The following is an 18,131-nucleotide window of genomic DNA, read 5'->3' on the forward strand; positions in this document are numbered from 1 at the left end:
GCCATGGCTCCCTCCCCTCTCCCCTCGTGCCATGGCTCCAGCCATGACACGAACTCAGGGCGGCTCTGCCGCCTGGACTTGGGAGGCAGAGCCTCCCCAAGAGCATGACTTGGCTTCAGCCAAGTCACGAGGAAAAGCCAAGTCACGAGGAAAAAAAACCCTAGACTAGAAAGATGGCCCTGTCTCGTTCCCCTCTCCATGACTAACGCATCCCTAACACCTCTCGGGCAGCCAAAACTCGCCCAACCCCTTCAAATCGGCACAGTCCAAGTCCAAAGCCGCGTCCTCCAATCTCCCCTATCCGGCGTCACCGACCTCGTTTTTCGCCGCCTGGTGCGCCGCTACGCCCCCCAATCGATGATGTATACAGAAATGGTGCAAGCGTCGAGTTTGCAACATCTGCGGGAGGTTCCCCAAATTATGGATGTTGACCCCGAAGAACATCCCATTAGTATTCAACTGTTTGACAGCCGCCCCGACTTCCTCGGAGAAGCGGCGCAAATTGCCGTTGATCAGGGGTCGGATACCATTGATATCAATATGGGCTGTCCCGTCAACAAAATTACCCGCAAAGGGGGCGGTTCCTCCCTGTTGCGTCAGCCGGAGGTGGCCGAGGCCTTGGTCCGCGCGGTGGTGCAGGTGGCGGGGGTTCCGGTGACGGTCAAAACTCGCCTGGGATGGTCTGATGAGGAAATCACGATTCTGGAGTTTGCTCGACGGATGCAGGATGCGGGGGCCGCGATGCTGACGCTCCACGGACGCACTCGACAACAAGGATATACCGGTGAGGCCCAATGGCAGTGGATTCGCCGGGTGAAGGAGGTTTTGGAGATTCCGGTGATCGCGAATGGGGATATTGTTTCGGTCGAGTCGGCCCTACGCTGTCTCGATGAAACGGGGGCCGATGGGGTGATGTGTTCGCGGGGAACTCTGGGTTATCCCTTTTTGGTGGGGGAAATTGATCATTTTCTCAAGACGGGGGAACGACTCCCCCCAGCCAGTCCTGTGCAGCGGTTGGACTGTGCTAAGGAGCATTTGCGAGCCTTGGGGGCTTACAAGGGCGATCGCGGCATTTATCAATCGCGCAAACACCTCTCCTGGTATTGTAAGGGCTTCCCTGGTGCGAATCAGCTACGGGATCAACTCAGTCGCATTGAGTCCGTTGAGGACGGATGCGAGATTCTCGATCGCGCGATCGCTCAATTCGAATCAAACCCGGCTAAGCGTTAATATGAATCAAAATCCCCGTCAAATTATCTAAGCCTCCCTCATCCAAGGCTCTCTCTTTGAGTGCTTCTAACGCCTTACGGGGCCATTGTCGATATCCGTCGAGATAGCCCTGTATTTCACTATCCCGAAGACGACCATGTAAGCCATCACTACAAAGCAACAGTAGATCATCAACCTGTAACTCTCGTTGCGGCGAGGGTTCACGATTCCACTTCGGATCAATACTAAAATCCCCGTTTCCGTCTCGTCCCCCCAAACAGGAACTCACCACGGCTCGCATGGGATGGGTGGCCACCTCCTCCTCGGTGATGCGGCCGATCTCTAGTAGCATTCGTATCACCGAGTGATCGGCGGTTTTATAGAGAAACTCGTCCGGACGATAATGGTAAAGGCGACTGTCTCCGGCGTAGAGATGAATCATCTCATTGGGGGTGATTAGGGCCACCACCGCCGTCGCCCCCATTCCGGCCAATTTAGGATTAATACATCCTTCGGCCCGGATGTTTTCATCAGCTTGATGCAGGGTATTCCAAAGCTGTTGATAGCGATCGCTCAGGGAATTAGCAAGAGGTTGACTTAAGAGCGTTGCAAAGGTCTCAACCGTAATTTCTGCGGCTCGTTTTCCACCACGACCACCCCCCATCCCATCGGCAACTACGGCTAAAATCGCTGAACCATCGGGCCAGGGTTTTATCAATAAGTTATCCTGGTTTTCTTTGCGAACGTTACCAATATGGGAAACTTTGGCAACCGTTGCCCAACCCAATGTTTGAACGTGAACTTCAGCCAAATCAGACATGATTGTTAAGAGGCAAGAGGCAAGAGGCAAGGGGCAAGAGGCAAGGGGCAAGAGGCAAGGGGCAAGACGGTGTTAATGTTCATGGTCTCGAAACCGTTTTTTGGCCGCTTCAAACGCTTCGTTCATTGTTTCCTGAATCTTTTCAGGATCGGGAGTTTTACCGCCCATTAAATCCCCAAAATAAACACAAGCGCCTTCCCCTAACGCCCAGGTATACGCTGCCGCCCAGGAGGCGGCTAACGCACTGCCTAATCCTGGAATAAACTTAATCAATTCCCGTCCCACTAATTGGGCTAAAAAGCCACCGGCGATCGCACTGACCACCCCGCCCGCTTGCGACGGCGAGAGAGTCTGGCCATACAGTCGCCCAATAACGCCCACCAGAGACACCTGTAACGCCGTTAACACCGGCATCGTGGCAAAGGGTAGGGGAACCGCCGCTAACGTCGCCGCCATGACCGAAAACGCCAGGATATAGCGTCGTCCGACATCGCGATAGAGATCTCCCAACTCTTGGGTTGTTCCCTCATCGAGTAACTCATGAATGGCCCGGGCCTCGGCTTCGGGGAGTAAATCGGCGATCGCATCCCGCAAGGCTTCTAAACCATAAAACACCGGCGTAAATCCATCGTCTTCCAGGGTAAAATCCAGCCAAACCACCCCATCATACCAGGACTCAAACGACTTTTGTAACGCCTCGGTCACCCGCTGTACCTCCTCAAACTCGGGGGGATACTCGGGATGATCCACAACCGATGGAGGATAGAGTTCATGCAAACAGGTAATGGCCAGTAAACAGGGGATTTCGGGATGTTGCTGCCGCAGTTGTCGGGCAATCTCCTGTAATGTATCTGTCGCAAAGTCCGTAATTTTAACCGTTAGAATTAAAATCCGGGCGCGACGGGTTTCGACATCCAAATCATCGAGGAGTTCTGACACCAACTCCTGCGTATCCCGTCGGGTATCCCCTAACCCCACCGTGTCCGTAAACACCAACAGCGGTAAGTCTTCCGAGGGATAGGCGTAGCGTTGCGTGTTCTGGGTATGGGGGCGAAATCCCTGACCAATAATCTCAGGAGATACCCCCGTTAAGCCGCGAACAATCGAACTTTTCCCCGCCTGGGGTTTTCCCAATAATAGGGCTTCGGTGGTGGGAAGTTCCTGGCGAACCCGAGCCAGAATTTCCGCTAACTGGTCATCACTGACCGAAAATAACTTGGTGACATCTCCGATGTTGGGTAGGTTGGGTAAACGCCCTTTCAGTTGGCCTAACGTATCATTCAACAGCCGCCCTAGCCGACGACTTTGGGCCGGGGATGTTTCCTCACCAGGGGTCGTCGGTGTGGGGTTTGGGTCGGAGTTTGGGCGATCGCTCATAAGAGATCAAGCAAGGAATGAACGTTGAGACGAACGTTGAGACGAATGATGAAATTACGACTGAGTTGGCGCTGGCGACTGCGGTTGAGACACCGGCGATCGTTGTGGCGGCGCAAAGCAGAGAAGGAGTCCTTCAGAATCGCGCAATTCAAAGGAATTGAGGTCATCAAAATTGCCATCGCGCTCCAAGCCTGGCGAAGCAATTTCGACGGTCCATTGATTCAAATCAATCCCTAACCAATCCCCGAGTTCAACCGTCATCGGATCGCCCCCCAAATGAGCCACCATCACGACTCCTTCGGAGCCATCATTTGGATTACTACGGACTCCATAAAAGATCGTGCGATCGCCCTCACTATATTTATCAAAGCGATCCGTTCCAATCAGATTTTGTGCCAGCCAGGGTCGTTCATGACGAAACGCCCGTAACTGGCAATTAAACTGAGCCTGAAGCTCATCCACCTGAGACTCATAATGGCCCACATTACAGGCGACAAAACAGTCCTCCATATAGGTGAGAGCAAACTTTTTCAACTGCGCCTCATCCAAACGTCGTAAGAACTTCACCATCTTGGGATGATTAAGCAGCTTCATACTATCAATGCTACAAGCCGACGCATCCTCTCCCAAACAATCCTGACAGATCTTAGCCACCCGGCTGAGATCATAATCCATCTCCATCATCGTTTCTTGCAGCGCTCGTCCAAAGCCTCGCACATCTTCGAGATACTCAAAACCCAACTTTTTGAGGTTTTGAAATAAATCGGGACGATTATAAATTTCCTCAGAAATTTGCCAATCGAGGAAGCCAATTTCCTCAGACACCACCTTCACCCCATAGCGTTCATCGGTATTGCGGAAAAACATCCAGGGAGCGTGACACAGAGCATTAATAAAATCCATCGGTAGGCCCGGACTAAACCCATACACCCAAATCGAGGTCGCCGGATTATCATACGCCTTCCAAAGAACCTCCGGCAAATTTTCCCCTAAATTCCAGTTAATCGGTTCCTCCAGAGACACCTGATTTCCCCGCCGCACTGTGTCATGATTCGCACAACCGGTAATCCAATTACTACCAATGTGCATCACTTCCAACACCCGCCGCCATTTCCGCTCCCAAAATCCCTTGAGAGTTGGCGTATTATGAGCAAACACCAGGGGTCCCCATTGATAGGATTCGGGCATTTTTTCAATCAAATCTCGATAGGTCGAAATATCTTCCCACCCCTCAGCCGGCCAAGGCCGACCATCTTCAAAGATGGTAAACATCAACCGCTTAAACCCTTCAATATCCTGAACCACATTACTCATCGCCAGTAAGTAGGCATCATCCTGTTCCACCGCTCCCGATAACGGGTTAAAAAAGCGGAAATCTTGGCCACCATCAACGCGAATTCCATCCGCTCCGGTATTCAATTTACGGCGCTGCATTTCCAGGAAAATTGCCCGAACCGTCGGTAATTGGTGGTTCAAGTCCTGGCCATACATATTTGGCCCCTTGAGATATTCCCGGTTAATCAGCAGTTCCGACTGGTTATCAGCATGGCCATAGACGAGATCATAAATCACCTGAATTGGCCCAGTGGAGAAATTATGAAGCGTCGCCACAAAATCCACCATTTCATCGGGGCGCAAACTGCCTAATTGGGCTGGATTGGTGGCACTTGAACCCAGAATCGGCACATCATAGCCCCAATCTTCAGTATTGGGTTTACGCAGTTCAATTCTGAGTTCATCTTCCTCATCTTCCGAGAGAAAGACAAAAAATTCACTTTCGGGACTATATTCGCTGCGGAACTCAATGGTGGGTTCGAGGGGTAACAGTTGCACCGCATCATAGCCGACATAGTTGTGTTCCATGGGGGTTAGGGCGTCCCCATTGGCCAATTTGGCCGAAATGCGCTGATAGAGTGTCGTTAATCCTTCGAGGGTTCCCTCAGCGGTGGCGGTGCCGACATGGAGTTGTAGGATGTTGCGAGGTGCATGAACCCGAGGAATGGCTTTGAGGTCTTGCTGGTGATGGGTATCTTGGGTGAAAAATTCCGGTAGTTGCGAGGCGCTGGTGCGGGCAAAATAGTCTAAATCGGGGCGGTTGGCTTGTAGGCGGTCAATATCATAGACTTCCGCCGGGCCGAATACGCCATAGGGGAGTGAGTAGGGGACGACATCGCGAATGGCCTCAAGAATCCCCTGTTGGTCGACAAAACGCAGCCAATAAAACGAACCGGCCTGGTCCCGAGTTCCTCCCTGCAAGCCGGAGACAACCCCCCAGAGAAACTCGCCTTGTTGTTTGAGGTTTAAGCGGGTGCGGCGAAAGCGCACTACCTGGCGAGGATTCCGGAAATCAATGTCGTCGATGGGGGTGAGGATTTCTAAGTAAATTTCCTTACGTCGCATCACCTGGGCTGTCAGTTCCGGAGTCCAGAAGCCAAATTCGGTTAGGCCATCTTGACGGTAATGCGCCCCGAGTTTGACAGCGAGGGCTTGACTTTTTTCAAAATATGTGCTGTCGGAATGCTCGATCGCGGTGGCCCAATCGAGCAATTCCTGGGTAGCATCGTCTTCAAGTTGGATGGAGGGGATAGAAGGGGTCGCGACGTTGACCATGATTTAAGACCGTACTCTTGGCAAATTCTCGGGAACTCTCCATTTGTTATATCTCATTTCGATCGCGTTTTAACGACACTGAGGAGATTCAGGCCTAAGAATCTGGGAGAAAAAAAAGGGGCGATCGCCCCGAAAGGGGTTTCCCCCAAACCGCCGGCGATCGCCCAATACCCGTTATCCGTCCCACACTTAGGACTCTGTGGCTTCAGCATGAACTTTATCGAGTTCAATGCCCCGATTTGACAGCGTTTCTTGCAACTGGGCTTCTTGATCCTTGCTCAAAGAGGTACGTAGGACCTTACCACCGAACTGAGCCACTTCATCGAGGACTTTATCGGGGGTCACCTTGCGAACCAGGATAAACAAGGCTGAGCTTCCCGGCTGCATCGTTTCGCCGAGTTCCCGCATGAAGTTATCATCCACACCAATGTCACTGAGAGCGCCACCAATCGCCCCACCAGCAGCGCCGACGGCGACCCCGAGTAAGGGACTCAGAAACAGCAGTCCAATCAACAGCCCCCAGAAGCTGCCCGAGGCGGCCCCGGCGGCGGCGAGATTGATGGCCTGATTGAGTTTGATCTTACCGTCCTGGTTTTTAACCACCACGGCGGCATCTTCGAGTTCAATCAGATGCTGTTTTTGGAGTTTCAGCAATTCCAAGCGGACTTCCTCAGCCTTGTATTGGCTATCGTAGGAAACGGCAATTAAATCAGCCATAAGATAGATTTCTAGGTGTCAGTTTTCAGATAAAGGCGTTAGGCAAGCCATGACGGGAGCTAACGCCTTTATCCCCTAGCTTACTGATTTAATAGGGCCATTTCCAATTCGTGATTTCCGGCTTGTCGGTTCCATGTTCTTTGGCGTAGTGCATGTGATCGATGATTTGATTTTTCATCCGTTCCTTCACATAAGCCGCCGCCGAACCGAGCTTGGGAACCCGATCAATAACATCAATCACCAAGTTAAAGCGATCGACTTGGTTGCGAATCGCTAACTCTAGGGGAGTGTTGATATTGCCTTTTTCCTTGTAGCCGCGCACATGGATGCGTTCCTGGTTGCTGCGGCGATAGGTGAGCTTGTGAATCAGCCAAGGATAGCCATGGAAGTTGAACATGACCGGTTTATCGGTGGTAAAGAGACTGTCAAAGTCGCGATCGGATAAACCATGAGGGTGATCGACTTCCGACTGGAGACGGAACAAGTCCACCACATTGATAAAGCGAACCTTGAGATCCGGGAACTCCTCGCGCAGAATCGCCGTGGCCGCGAGAGCCTCCCGAGTGAGGATGTCCCCACATGAGGCCATAATCACATCGGGTTCATCGGGATCTTTGCCGCAGTCATCATTACTGGCCCATTCCCAGATCCCAATTCCCTTGGTACAGTGGGCGATCGCCTGCTCCATCGTCAGATACTGCAAGTGGTCCTGTTTATCCGCCACAATGACGTTGACATAATTCTTGCTCTCCAAACAATGGTCCATCACCGACAGCAGACAATTCGCATCGGGGGGTAGATAAATCCGCGTCACCTCAGCACTCTTGTTGGTGACCAAATCAATAAATCCGGGATCTTGGTGACTAAAGCCATTATGATCCTGACGCCAGACCACCGACGAGAGCAGGATATTCAGCGACGACACCGGCGCGCGCCAGGGAACCTCATTTTTGCAAATATCCAGCCATTTGGCGTGCTGGTTAAACATCGAGTCAATCACATGAGCGAAGGCCTCATAGGTATGGAACAACCCATGTCGTCCCGTCAGTAGATAGCCTTCGAGCCAGCCTTCGAGAGTATGCTCACTCAGCATCTCCATCACCCGGCCATCGGGAGAGAGAAAGCCGCCATCCTCATCTTCGGGCAGCATTTCGGCCATCCAAGCCTTCTTCGTCACCTCATAGAGAGCCTGTAGGCGGTTTGAAGCCGTCTCATCGGGGCCAAACACCCGGAAATTCTCCATATTGTTGCGCATCACATCCCGCAAATAGAAACTCATGATGCGGGTGTTCTGAGCTTCGACATGACCGGGGTTCGGCACATCGACAGCATACTTGCGGAAATCGGGCCGCCGCAGCTCTTTGCGAACCAAGCCCCCGTTTGTAATGGGGTTGGCGCTCATGCGTCGTGCCCCTTTCGGGGACAGTTCCTGTAATTCCGGAATCAGTTTACCCGTCTCATCAAAGAGTTCCTCGGGCTTGTAGCTATGCAGCCAATCTTCCAAGATGGCCATGCTCTCGGGATTCTTATGCACATCCGACATGGGGACTTGGTGCGCCCGCCAGAAGCCTTCCACCTTATGACCTTTCACCGATTCGGGTCCCGTCCAGCCCTTAGGAGAGCGGAAGACAATCATCGGCCACCGGGGGCGTTGGGCGACCCCAGTCCGCCGCGCTTCCTCTTGGATGCGATGAATTTCCTGAACGCAGGTTTCAAGGGTTTGCGCCATGCGTTGGTGCATGGTTTCGGGGTCATCTCCCTCGACGAAATAGGGACGATAGCCATAGCCTTGGAACAGGGCTTCGAGTTCTTCGTGAGGAATCCGTGCCAGGAGCGTGGGGTTGGCGATTTTGTAGCCGTTCAAATGCAGAATCGGCAAGACGGCGCCATCCCGGATGGGGTTGAGATACTTGTTCGAGTGCCATGCGGTTGCCAGAGGTCCCGTTTCGGCTTCTCCATCACCGACGACGGCCGCCACCAGCAAATCCGGGTTATCATAGGCGGCCCCGAAGGCGTGGGAGAGACTGTAGCCGAGTTCCCCGCCTTCGTGAATCGAGCCAGGGGTTTCTGGGGTGACGTGGCTGCCGATGTGGCCGGGGAAGGAGAATTGTTTGAAGAATTTTTGCAGTCCTTCTTCGTCCTGCCCTTTGTCTGGATAGACTTCGGAGTAGGTTCCTTCGAGATAGGCGGGACCCAGGATGCCGGGAGCGCCGTGGCCGGGGCCGGCGATGTAGAGGGCATTCAGGTCATATTTGTTGATGAGGCGGTTGAGGTGGATGTAGAGAAAGCTTAACCCCGGACTCGAGCCCCAATGGCCGAGGAGCCGTTTTTTGACATGCTCGGGTTTGATGGGTTCTTTTAGGAGGGGGTTATCTTTGAGGTAGATCATGCCCACCGCCAGGTAGTTGGCAGCCCGCCAGTAGGCATGAATTTTCCGCAGTTCTTCTGCCGACAGGGGCATTTCCGTGGTGACTGAGGATGTGGCAATGGTCATAGCATTCGCTTCCTAGCGTGAGGACAAGTGAGAAACCCAATCTGAGATCTGGATATCGTTGATGAGTTTCCCTCCCTATTATCGATAGCAGCTTATCACCCTAAAGTTCAAGAAAGATTTTGTTAAATCCAGAAACTATGACTCACATCTGTGTGGAAAACTAGAGATTAGCAAATGTAAGCTCGGTTACATCTAAAAAACAATAATAGTGCAGGGTGGCGTGACTGGCTCTAAACGGCGATCGCCCACGTTGCGATCTTGTTATTTTTGTGACAATCTCTCAGGTTGATCGCCCTTGGATTCTGGCTGAGGCGGTCAGAGGCGGCAAATTTTTAATGATAACTTAATCTTGGGCTAAACGATCTTTGACTGATGCTGATCTTATACTATGAACAGTTGTTGCGCCCGCTTCAGGAGCGGCGAGAGCCGAGCCTGAGATTCCCTGGACCCGTCCTGGTGGTTGCGTTTTCTAAGAATTCATCGATAAAATGGGGTTGAGCCGATGGGGATACCCCTGCTCTAAAGAGGAATTCTCGATTTATTTTTTTCATGTCCAGTGTTATGTTACTGTTCAACCGTTATTGGTGAACTATTATGGGTTACCTATTCGTTTTTTAGTAACTTAATCTAGTCCCTTCACTCGCGATCGCCCCCTATGTTTGACACGCTGTTCACCCAGCCAAGCCACCCACGATTTGACGCCCTTCAACCCCGTAAAGCTGTCATCATTGGCGCGGGACAAGTGGGGATGGCCTGTGCGTATTCCTTGCTCATTCAAAACTGCTTCGATGAACTGGTTTTACAAGACTTAGCTACTGAAAAACTTGAGGGAGAAGTCATGGACTTAGTTCATGGCCTCCCGTTTGTTGCCCCAACCGCCGTGTTGGCAGGAACTGTCGCCCAAGAAGGACGCAATGCCGATATTGTGATTATGACCGCCGGTGCCGCTCAAAAACCAGGAGAAACCCGCCTCGACTTAGTGCAAAAAAATGTGGCTATCTTCGGCAAATTAATTCCGGATATTGTCCAACATTGTCCGCAGGCTATTCTATTGGTTGTGACCAATCCCGTCGATATTATGACTTATGTTTCCTTGAAACTGTCGGGATTTTCCTCGTCACAGGTTCTCGGGTCAGGAACCGTCTTAGATACAGCTCGCTTTCGTGCTCTGTTAGCCCGAGAACTGGATCTCGATCCTCGCAGTTTACACGCCTATATTATTGGCGAACATGGAGATAGTGAAGTCCCGGTCTGGAGTCACGTCAATGTTGCTGGAATGCCTCTATGTGACGGGGGTTGGACCGGTAGCCCCCGCCCCGATGATCCTCGGCTAACTCGCATTTTTCAGGAGACCCGAGATGCGGCTTATGAGATTATTAAACGCAAAGGCTATACCAGTTACGCGATCGGTTTAGGGGTGACGGATATTGTCCAAGCCATTCTCCGTAATCAAAATCGGGTCATGACCGTGAGTCGTTTAGTCCCTGGTATTCAAGATCTACATGATGTTTGTCTGAGTTTACCGACTGTTGTGAATCGACAGGGGGCTGAGCGAATGCTTCAGTTATCATTAACAGAAACTGAAGCCAAGCAACTCCGTCATTCTGCGACGGTCATGAAAACAATTATCAAGGAGTTATCATTATGAACCGAACCAAAATTGTTGCCACCCTAGGACCGGTTAGCAACAGTCCAAATGTGATCAAAAAAATGGTCTGTGCGGGCATGAGTGTGGCTCGCTTAAACTTCTCTCATGGAGACTATGCGCAACATAAAATCACCATTCAAAATCTGCGGAAAATCGCCGAGGAACTTGATACCCCCATCACCATTCTCCAGGATTTACAAGGACCAAAAATTCGGGTTTGTAACTTACCTGACGGCGAAATTTCGTTAGAGGAAGGGGACGAAATTATTTTGATTCCCAATGCTGAATATCATGAACAAACCCGAACCGTGGGAATCGATTATCCTGATTTGGCAGAAGAGGCAAAGGTTGGCTCACAAATTTTGCTCGATGACGGGTTGCTAGAGTTGGAAATCACGAAAATTGCCGATCATGCTGTGCATTGCGTGGTCATTGAAGGTGGACTTCTCAAAAGTCGCAAAGGGGTCAATATCCCAACCTTGGATTTACATCTTCCCTCGATGACCGACAAGGATAAACAAGACTTGATCTTTGGCTTATCCCAAGGAATTGATTGGGTATCGCTGAGTTTTGTGCGAACCGCAGATGATATTCGCGAATTAAAGGCCTTCATCAGCGAACATAGTGATACGAAAGTTCCTGTGATTGGTAAAATCGAGAAACCTCAGGCGATCGCCCACTTGCAAGAAATTGTCGCTGAATGTGATGGGATCATGGTGGCCCGGGGAGATCTCGGGGTAGAAATGAGTCCCGAAAAAGTGCCAATGTTGCAAAAAGAAATTATCCGGGCCTGCAATCAACAGGGGATTCCAGCCATTACGGCGACTCAGATGCTTGACAGTATGATTCGCGAACCGCGCCCCACTCGCGCCGAAGCCAGTGATGTCGCCAACGCCATCATTGATGGAACCGATGCGATCATGTTATCGGGGGAATCGGCGGTGGGTAAATATCCGGTGAAAGCGGTACAAATGATGGCGAAAATTGCCTGTCAGATTGAACCGGAGGCAGAGTTCGTCAACTATCCGCCCTCGGAAACCGACGAAACCCACGCCCTCACCGAAGCCCTAAATACCATCGATCGCCTGCTAAACTTACGCTGTATTGCCGCGTTTACCAGTTCCGGCTATACGGCCCGCATTGCCTCTAAGGAACGGCCACGGGCGTTAGTGGTGGCCTTTACCACTAACCGGGATGTCTATCACCGTCTCAATCTCATCTGGGGGGTGAAGCCGATTCTCATTGATGATGATGGAGAAACCTTTGAAGAACTGGTTGAACACGCCAACAGTGGCTTACAAAAACGCAATCTAGCTGAGTTGGGCGATCAAATTTTGATTGTGGGTGGGATTCCCACCAAACATTCCCGAGGGACGAATTTCTTGAAGTTACACCGGATTAGCCAATCGCCACTCTAGGGTTGTGCAAGGTTGTCAAAGGTTGTCAAAGGTTGTCAAGTGTGAGGGCTGCATGAAAATTTTAGTCTTGAATGCCGGATCGAGTTCCCAGAAAAGCTGTTTATATGAGGTTCCCGAGGCGGCCTTTCCTGAAACACCTGCCGAACCGATTTGGGAGGCGATGGTGGATTGGGGGGCGACTCCTGATTATGGCAGCTTAACGGTAGTCGCCAACGGCAGCAAACATGAGAGACATCTGCCGACAGATGCCCCCAGTCGCGGCTTGGAGGAGGTGTTAGGAACTCTGGTGCAGGGGGAGACTCAGGTGTTAGGTAGTTTGTCTGAGATTGCGATCGTGGGCCATCGGGTGGTTCATGGGGGCGATCGCTATTCCCAGGCCACCTTCGTCACCGAAGCCGTCAAGGAGACGATTGAGCGTTTGATTCCCCTGGCCCCCAATCATAATCCGGCCCATCTTGAAGAAATCTTAGCCGTTGAGGCGGTGTTAGGGGATATTCCCCAGGTCGCGGTGTTTGATACGGCCTTCCATACCTCGATTCCAGCGGCGGCGGCCACCTATCCCATTCCCTATGAGTGGTTTGACAAGGGGATTCGCCGCTATGGGTTTCATGGTATTAGTCACCGCTATTGCGCGCAGCGAGCGGCGGCCCTGGTGGGGAAACCTCTGGAGTCGTTGCGGATGATTACGGCTCATCTGGGCAATGGTGCGTCTCTGGCGGCGATTCGCGAGGGCAAAAGTATCAATACCAGCATGGGGTTTACTCCTTTGGAGGGGTTGATGATGGGAACCCGCAGTGGTTCGATTGATCCGGCGATTCCTCTATATTTGATGAAGGAAACGGGGTTAGATGCCCAGGGAGTGGATCGACTGCTGAATAAGGAGTCGGGGTTGAAGGGGATTTTTGGTCCCTCGGGGGATTTACGGGAGATTTTACAGGCCCGAGAGGCGGGGAACCGTCGTGCGGCGTTGGCCTTTGAGATGTATGTGGGACGACTTCAGGGGGCGATCGCCGCCTTGATTCCCCAGTTAGGCGGCTTAGATCTGTTGGCGTTCACGGCTGGGGTGGGGGAGAACTCCTCGGCGGTGCGAGAGGCGACTTGTGCTGGGTTGACGTTTTTGGGCTTAGAGTTAGATCCGGCGCGTCATGAGTCTTCGGGCCAGGATTGGCAAATTTCTAGTCCTAACTCCTCGGTGCAGGTGTGGGTGATTCACGCTCAGGAAGATTGGGCGATCGCCCGCGACTGTTGGCAATTGGCCAAATCTTCCTGAGGTCTACTTCTGTCAAATTGAGGTGAACCTATAGGGTTATCGTCACGGCGCAGTGCCAATACGAGTCTTTTTGGGGCGAACTCGATTCGCCCCGGTTTGGGTGGATTCAGGAACGCCAATTCAGGAACACAAGGTATAGTCGGATTATGACAACCTTGCCCTAATCAAATCCCCAGTCAATAATCAGACCTAAATTATCATCAATCTCAATATTAATGCTTGGTTGAAGCTTTTCTAAGATAAATTCTAATACTTGAGGGTTGAGATCGACCTGTTCCGCTAATGCCAATCCCCCATTCGCCATAATAATGTCATCTATTCGGGTCCCATCTAGGTCTTTTAACGGAGGTTTAATAGCTCGGAACAGTGCACTCTTCGCTAGTCCCACAGGGACTCCCGGACTCCTAACGTCCAACTCACCCATTGACAGGTTCAGACGTCCCCCTCGAATACTTAGAAGCAGATCTTGACTGAGGATGATGTTGACTTTTCTTTGTCTTGGTAAGTCAAGGATGGCATCGGCTTGCAGTTGAATCCCCCCGTCGATGATTTGATAATCTAAACGGGTCAGCTCGACGGGAAATTGCGGACTCCCATTGAGATAATCTTTAATAGTAGAGAGTCTATCACCGATGTTCAACTTGTTTTCAAAGCAGGGAACTGGATACTGAATACGAACTCTTTTAAAATCCACAATATCTGATTGGACTTCACAGGATCCAGCCAAGGTAGGTTCTGGGGAGATCACAACAGTTAAAACTAGCAAAGCAACAGCAATCCACCGCCAAAAATTTATTTTCATGGGGACTAAGAATCGTAGTATATTGAGAAAATCGGCTGTAATTTTTTGCCTGGGATACAAAATTGTAGGGAAGCGGCTGTTCACCCGGTAAACGCATCAAAATCGGGGTTGACAAAATCGAGAGCCTGTGGGCAGAGTTCAGGTTGTCAAATAAAAAACCTGACCGATATGAGAATGAGACCGAAGCTACCCCCATCCTCGCATATCTGACACATCTTAGCTAAAAGGCTTACTGTAACAACATTTCGGGCAAATCTTAGACCTGAGAGTACAAGGGCGATGTCTCTACCATCGACTCCTCAATATCATTATCATTGCCCTACTAGCCATCCTAGCCGGGGCGGAAGGATGGGAGAGTATCACCACCTACGGTCAGGGAAAATAAGACAGGGAAATAACCTTCCCGAAATGACCCAACGGCAGATGGCTGTTCGCCCTTCCTCAGTTTCGAATGCATGGCACGATTTTTGACCCTGGTAGTATTTGCTGAAGACCTATTAAGTGAAATGGGGATTTTATTGAAGATCATATATCTTATTTTGTATTAACATTTTCGTATCCAACCAAACCTTGAAGACTTATTTATTATCCGCTAGAGCTAGGCTTTAGCCTGAGGTTTGACCTCTGTATATTTTAGGATCTATACAAGTTATTTAACTTTAAGAACTTATACCATTTTTCGAAATGCTTGCTATACATCTGACACCGAGGAGGGCGAACAGCCATCCCCTCCACGGTCGGGGTTAGGGGTGGGTTCCCCGACAGACATCTATGGCACGACTTCTGAAAATTGGTATTAGGTGTTCAAGTCATCAAAATCAGTATCCCAGTTGCTCAGGGGGGATGGGTTTAGCTTCAGGCTTGTGTTTCAGAAGCCCTCAAATTCATAGAGGGCAGTCGCTGGATAAGGCAGCATGTTGATAAGGATTGAAAGCCATCTTATGAGAAAATGACCCCGTCTCCTCTGTTAAACTGGAGGGTCATGGCTCCGCCAGGCTCATGATGTCTAAAGGCTTCTTTAAGGGACCCCCATAACAAGGGTGAGTTTTCATGGGGGCCACTGTCCATCATGACTCACTCAGATTGAGCCGCAATAGCTATGACCCTGAGGAACGTTATCATCTGAAGAACAACTATGAGCAAAACTGAAGGCGTGCGCCAGCTAGTCCAACAGATCCTGGATTGTTTCACCTCTCCCCCCGATGAAGACTTGATCGACCACGTCTGTATGGCGATCGAAGCTAATCCCCAATGGTCCGCCCAATACCATCGCCTGACCGAAGAGTTGGGTTCTCAGGCCACCGTTAACAACTGGATTGGCCGCTATGTCAAAGAACTCTCGGGGTCAAAAAGTGGGCGATCGCATCCCTCCAAAAGCCGCCTCACCAAGTCCTATCGCAAACTGATTATTCCCGAATCGGACTAGCCGCCCAACACCCCTCCAGATTCAATTAACCGCTTCACTCATATAACGGCGCCAAAGTTCTGCCGCATGGCTACTACTGCCGTAGGTGGGGCTATTATCATCATTGCCTAACCAAACCCCCGTCACTAAGGAGCCATCGGGGATATAGCCAATAAACCACAAATCTACCGCGAAATCGGTGGTTCCCGTTTTCCCCACTTCTCCCGCCCCGAAAGCGGCGGCTGTCCCCGTTCCTGACTGCACGCCGCCGCGCAATAGGTCAGTCATGATCCCGGCCACCTCTGGAGACAACACCGGTTCGTTCATCGGTTCTTGCTGGGTATAGTCATAAATCACCCGACAGGTTTGGAAATCATTGGCATCCTCACAGTCGCTACTATCGAGGATGCGGCGAATGGCATGACCTCGGTTCCAACGGCCCTGATTGGCCAAAATACCGTAGGCGGCCGTAATTTCTAAGACGCTGACTTCACTTTGACCTAAGGCCAGGCCAGGAACTGGATCTAACTCAGAGCGAATTCCCAAGCGTTGAGCGAGCTTGACAACATTGGTTAATCCGGCTTCTCGGGCCACCCGGACGGCCACCACGTTCTCGGATTGGGCCATTCCCTGATACATATTGATATCGCCACCACTGCGTTCACAGGGGCGATAGGATTGGCCTTGCCAGGTGAGGGGTTGACAGGAGAACACTGTTGAGGGACTAATACCTTGTTCGAGAGCGGCGGCGTAGGGAAAGACTTTGAAGGTTGAACCGGGTTGTCGTCGGGCCTGGGTAGCTCGGTTATATTGACTGCTACGATAGTCAACGCCTCCGGTTAGGGCGACAATTTCACCGCTGCGATAGTCTAAGGAGACGATCGCCCCTTGGGAGAAGCCGACCTGGCCGCCAAGGCTGCGAACATAGGTTTGTAAGCTGTTTTCGGCTTGCTGCTGGAGGTTCTGATCGAGTCCGGTTTCGACGATGAAGTTGCCTTCTCGGGCCAGTTCCGTGCCGAGAAGCTGCTCAAGTTCGACGAAGACATAATCGTAGAAATAGGGCGCAATGGTACTTTCGAGGATTTCTTGGGCTTCAGGGTTAATTTCAATGCGCGATCGCCGGGCGCGATCGGCTTCCTCCTGGGAGATTTTGCCCAAGGCCCGCATCCGCTCGATGACCCGATTACGGTACTGAACCGCCAACTCGTAGTTCTGAATGGGATTAAAGCGATTGGGAGCGGGCAAAATCCCCGCTAAGGTGGCGGCTTCCGAGAGACTCAACTCCTGAGTCGATTTATCAAAATAGAAGCGGGCCGCATCTTCAAAGCCATAGAGATCAATGCCTAGGAAGACCTGATTGAGATACGTCAGCAGCAGATCATCTTTGCTATAGAAGGTTTCGAGTTTGAGGGCAACCACCATCTCCCGTAATTTTCGTGCCGCTGAATCGTCGGTTCCCACATAATCCCGATAGAGACTGCGGGAGAGTTGTTGGGTGACGGTACTGGCCCCCTCGCGGATGCCTCCACCTCGTAGGTTGGTCACCAAGGCCCGCAAAATCCCGATGGGATCGACCCCTAAATGCCAATAGAAGCGACTATCTTCGGAGGCGATGACGGCATCGGGGAGATACTCGCCAAAGTCGGACAGTTGCCGATGTTCGATATGGGTGGTGCTATAGGGTTCCCGTAGGGGCCGCTCGGCGTCACGGGAATAGACAATGGTGGGGCCGGTGATGGAGCGGGGTAGGGGGCGAACGGTAAATTTTTGCCATTCGGCCAGTATTAATAGAGTCGCGAGGCCACAGACTCCCGAGACGCCGTAGAGACTCCAACGAAAGCCTCGCACGTACCAGGGGGGAGGATCGTAAAACTGCACGCGCACGGCATCGGCGAGATCCGGCGGTCCTAGGGTGAGGATATCGCCATGTTGCAGTTGTAGTTTGCGTAAACGGCGTTTGCCAATGTAAATGCCGTTGGTGGAGCCTTCGTCGCGCAGGGTGAAGTGACGCTTACCCTGGCGGCTATCTCGGGTTAGGGAGAGGTGGGTTTTGCTGACGAGGGGGGTGGGAACCACCATGTCACATTGGGACGATCGCCCCAGAAGATAGCGATCGCCCACGAGGGGATAGACTTGGGCTGTCTCCTCGTGACTCGGCTGCACCCAAAGTTCCGGGACTCGGGCTTTGGGGTTGAGGGCCAGTTGGCCAAAGTTCACTTTGGCATGAAGCTGCTTGGCCACTTGGGTGACGTTCCCCAGAAAGGTTTGGGGTTGACTCGGCGGCGGGTCCGTCTCTGGCCTTGAGGGTTGGCGATCGTGGGGAGGCTTTGGTGAAGTCACAGGCGAATCAGGACAGGTTCA

General features: G+C 51.7%; 13 protein-coding genes and 1 pseudogene. 6 read left to right on the plus strand and 8 right to left on the minus strand.

The genetic code is table 11. The features are described from left to right. The first annotated feature begins 198 nt into the window (after window positions 1-198). A complete protein-coding gene (gene dusB, locus R6U67_RS05930; RefSeq protein ID WP_410251687.1) occupies window positions 199-1,230 on the plus strand; it encodes a tRNA dihydrouridine synthase DusB in 1,032 nt (343 codons plus the stop codon). On the opposite strand, the gene R6U67_RS05935 is transcribed toward dusB, so the two are convergent. From R6U67_RS05935 to R6U67_RS05960, 6 genes are all read right to left on the minus strand, one after another. Further along, the gene (locus R6U67_RS05935) at window positions 1,220-2,029 is read right to left on the minus strand and encodes a PP2C family protein-serine/threonine phosphatase (RefSeq protein WP_410251688.1); all 810 of its coding nucleotides are present in this window, start codon (window positions 2,027-2,029) and stop codon (window positions 1,220-1,222) included. The genes dusB and R6U67_RS05935 overlap by 11 nt on opposite strands. Before the next feature lie 72 nt (window positions 2,030-2,101). Then, window positions 2,102-3,406, minus strand: coding sequence for a GTPase (locus tag R6U67_RS05940; RefSeq protein WP_410251689.1), 1,305 nt, complete (start codon window positions 3,404-3,406; stop codon window positions 2,102-2,104). Window positions 3,407-3,460: 54 nt separating this feature from the next. Next, the gene (gghA, locus tag R6U67_RS05945; protein ID WP_410251690.1) at window positions 3,461-6,016 is read right to left on the minus strand and encodes a glucosylglycerol hydrolase; all 2,556 of its coding nucleotides are present in this window, start codon (window positions 6,014-6,016) and stop codon (window positions 3,461-3,463) included. A 53-nt stretch (window positions 6,017-6,069) separates the two neighbouring features. Then, window positions 6,070-6,228, minus strand: a complete 159-nt coding sequence (locus R6U67_RS05950) for a hypothetical protein (protein WP_410251715.1) — start codon at window positions 6,226-6,228, stop codon at window positions 6,070-6,072. Further along, entirely contained in the window at window positions 6,206-6,733 is a 528-nt protein-coding gene (locus tag R6U67_RS05955; protein ID WP_410251691.1) for a DUF1269 domain-containing protein, read from the minus strand. The genes R6U67_RS05950 and R6U67_RS05955 overlap by 23 nt, the downstream gene beginning before the upstream one ends. 88 nt (window positions 6,734-6,821) lie before the next feature. Further along, window positions 6,822-9,227: a phosphoketolase gene (locus tag R6U67_RS05960; RefSeq protein WP_410251692.1), complete on the minus strand. Its 2,406-nt coding sequence runs from the start codon at window positions 9,225-9,227 to the stop codon at window positions 6,822-6,824. A gap of 655 nt (window positions 9,228-9,882) precedes the next feature. On the opposite strand from R6U67_RS05960, the gene R6U67_RS05965 reads away from it, so the two are divergent. Genes R6U67_RS05965 through R6U67_RS05975 form a run of 3 tightly spaced genes read left to right on the plus strand, consistent with a single transcriptional unit; the run spans window position 9,883 to window position 13,563 of the window. Next, window positions 9,883-10,875 (plus strand): L-lactate dehydrogenase, encoded by a 993-nt coding sequence (locus R6U67_RS05965; protein WP_410251693.1) that lies wholly within the window; start codon window positions 9,883-9,885, stop codon window positions 10,873-10,875. Next, window positions 10,872-12,293: a pyruvate kinase gene (pyk, locus tag R6U67_RS05970; RefSeq protein ID WP_410251694.1), complete on the plus strand. Its 1,422-nt coding sequence runs from the start codon at window positions 10,872-10,874 to the stop codon at window positions 12,291-12,293. The genes R6U67_RS05965 and pyk overlap by 4 nt, the downstream gene beginning before the upstream one ends. Before the next feature lie 52 nt (window positions 12,294-12,345). Further along, on the plus strand, window positions 12,346-13,563 hold the full coding sequence (locus R6U67_RS05975; protein WP_410251695.1) for an acetate/propionate family kinase: 1,218 nt from the start codon (window positions 12,346-12,348) through the stop codon (window positions 13,561-13,563). 160 nt (window positions 13,564-13,723) lie between these two features. On the opposite strand, the gene R6U67_RS05980 is transcribed toward R6U67_RS05975, so the two are convergent. Then, window positions 13,724-14,365 carry a hypothetical protein gene (locus tag R6U67_RS05980; RefSeq protein ID WP_410251696.1) on the minus strand — a complete coding sequence of 214 codons (642 nt, stop codon included), beginning with the start codon at window positions 14,363-14,365 and terminating at the stop codon, window positions 13,724-13,726. 250 nt (window positions 14,366-14,615) lie between these two features. Between R6U67_RS05980 and R6U67_RS05985 the strand changes: the two are divergent. Together R6U67_RS05985 and R6U67_RS05990 are read left to right on the plus strand one after the other, a co-directional pair. After that, window positions 14,616-14,750, plus strand: a pseudogene (locus tag R6U67_RS05985) (transposase family protein); the annotation flags it as partial. 750 nt (window positions 14,751-15,500) lie between these two features. Beyond that, on the plus strand, window positions 15,501-15,791 hold the full coding sequence (locus R6U67_RS05990; protein ID WP_410251697.1) for a hypothetical protein: 291 nt from the start codon (window positions 15,501-15,503) through the stop codon (window positions 15,789-15,791). Window positions 15,792-15,812: 21 nt separating this feature from the next. On the opposite strand, the gene R6U67_RS05995 is transcribed toward R6U67_RS05990, so the two are convergent. Further along, a complete protein-coding gene (locus R6U67_RS05995; RefSeq protein ID WP_410251698.1) occupies window positions 15,813-18,110 on the minus strand; it encodes a transglycosylase domain-containing protein in 2,298 nt (765 codons plus the stop codon). Window positions 18,111-18,131: the final 21 nt, after the last annotated feature.

Origin of the sequence: Sodalinema sp. (assembly GCF_046483825.1) — a bacterium.
Lineage (GTDB): Bacteria > Cyanobacteriota > Cyanobacteriia > Cyanobacteriales > Geitlerinemataceae > Sodalinema.

Bases quoted from the DNA above. Each gene is read 5' to 3' on its own strand.
- R6U67_RS05940 (WP_410251689.1), bottom strand. From the start codon at position 3,406: ATGAGCGATCGCCCAAACTCCGACCCAAACCCCACACCGACGACCCCT.
- R6U67_RS05965 (WP_410251693.1), top strand. From the start codon at position 9,883: ATGTTTGACACGCTGTTCACCCAGCCAAGCCACCCACGATTTGACGCC.
- gghA (WP_410251690.1), bottom strand. From the start codon at position 6,016: ATGGTCAACGTCGCGACCCCTTCTATCCCCTCCATCCAACTTGAAGAC.
- R6U67_RS05990 (WP_410251697.1), top strand. From the start codon at position 15,501: ATGAGCAAAACTGAAGGCGTGCGCCAGCTAGTCCAACAGATCCTGGAT.
- R6U67_RS05955 (WP_410251691.1), bottom strand. From the start codon at position 6,733: ATGGCTGATTTAATTGCCGTTTCCTACGATAGCCAATACAAGGCTGAG.
- R6U67_RS05960 (WP_410251692.1), bottom strand. From the start codon at position 9,227: ATGACCATTGCCACATCCTCAGTCACCACGGAAATGCCCCTGTCGGCA.
- R6U67_RS05975 (WP_410251695.1), top strand. From the start codon at position 12,346: ATGAAAATTTTAGTCTTGAATGCCGGATCGAGTTCCCAGAAAAGCTGT.
- pyk (WP_410251694.1), top strand. From the start codon at position 10,872: ATGAACCGAACCAAAATTGTTGCCACCCTAGGACCGGTTAGCAACAGT.
- R6U67_RS05935 (WP_410251688.1), bottom strand. From the start codon at position 2,029: ATGTCTGATTTGGCTGAAGTTCACGTTCAAACATTGGGTTGGGCAACG.
- dusB (WP_410251687.1), top strand. From the start codon at position 199: ATGACTAACGCATCCCTAACACCTCTCGGGCAGCCAAAACTCGCCCAA.
- R6U67_RS05980 (WP_410251696.1), bottom strand. From the start codon at position 14,365: ATGAAAATAAATTTTTGGCGGTGGATTGCTGTTGCTTTGCTAGTTTTA.
- R6U67_RS05950 (WP_410251715.1), bottom strand. From the start codon at position 6,228: ATGCTGAAGCCACAGAGTCCTAAGTGTGGGACGGATAACGGGTATTGG.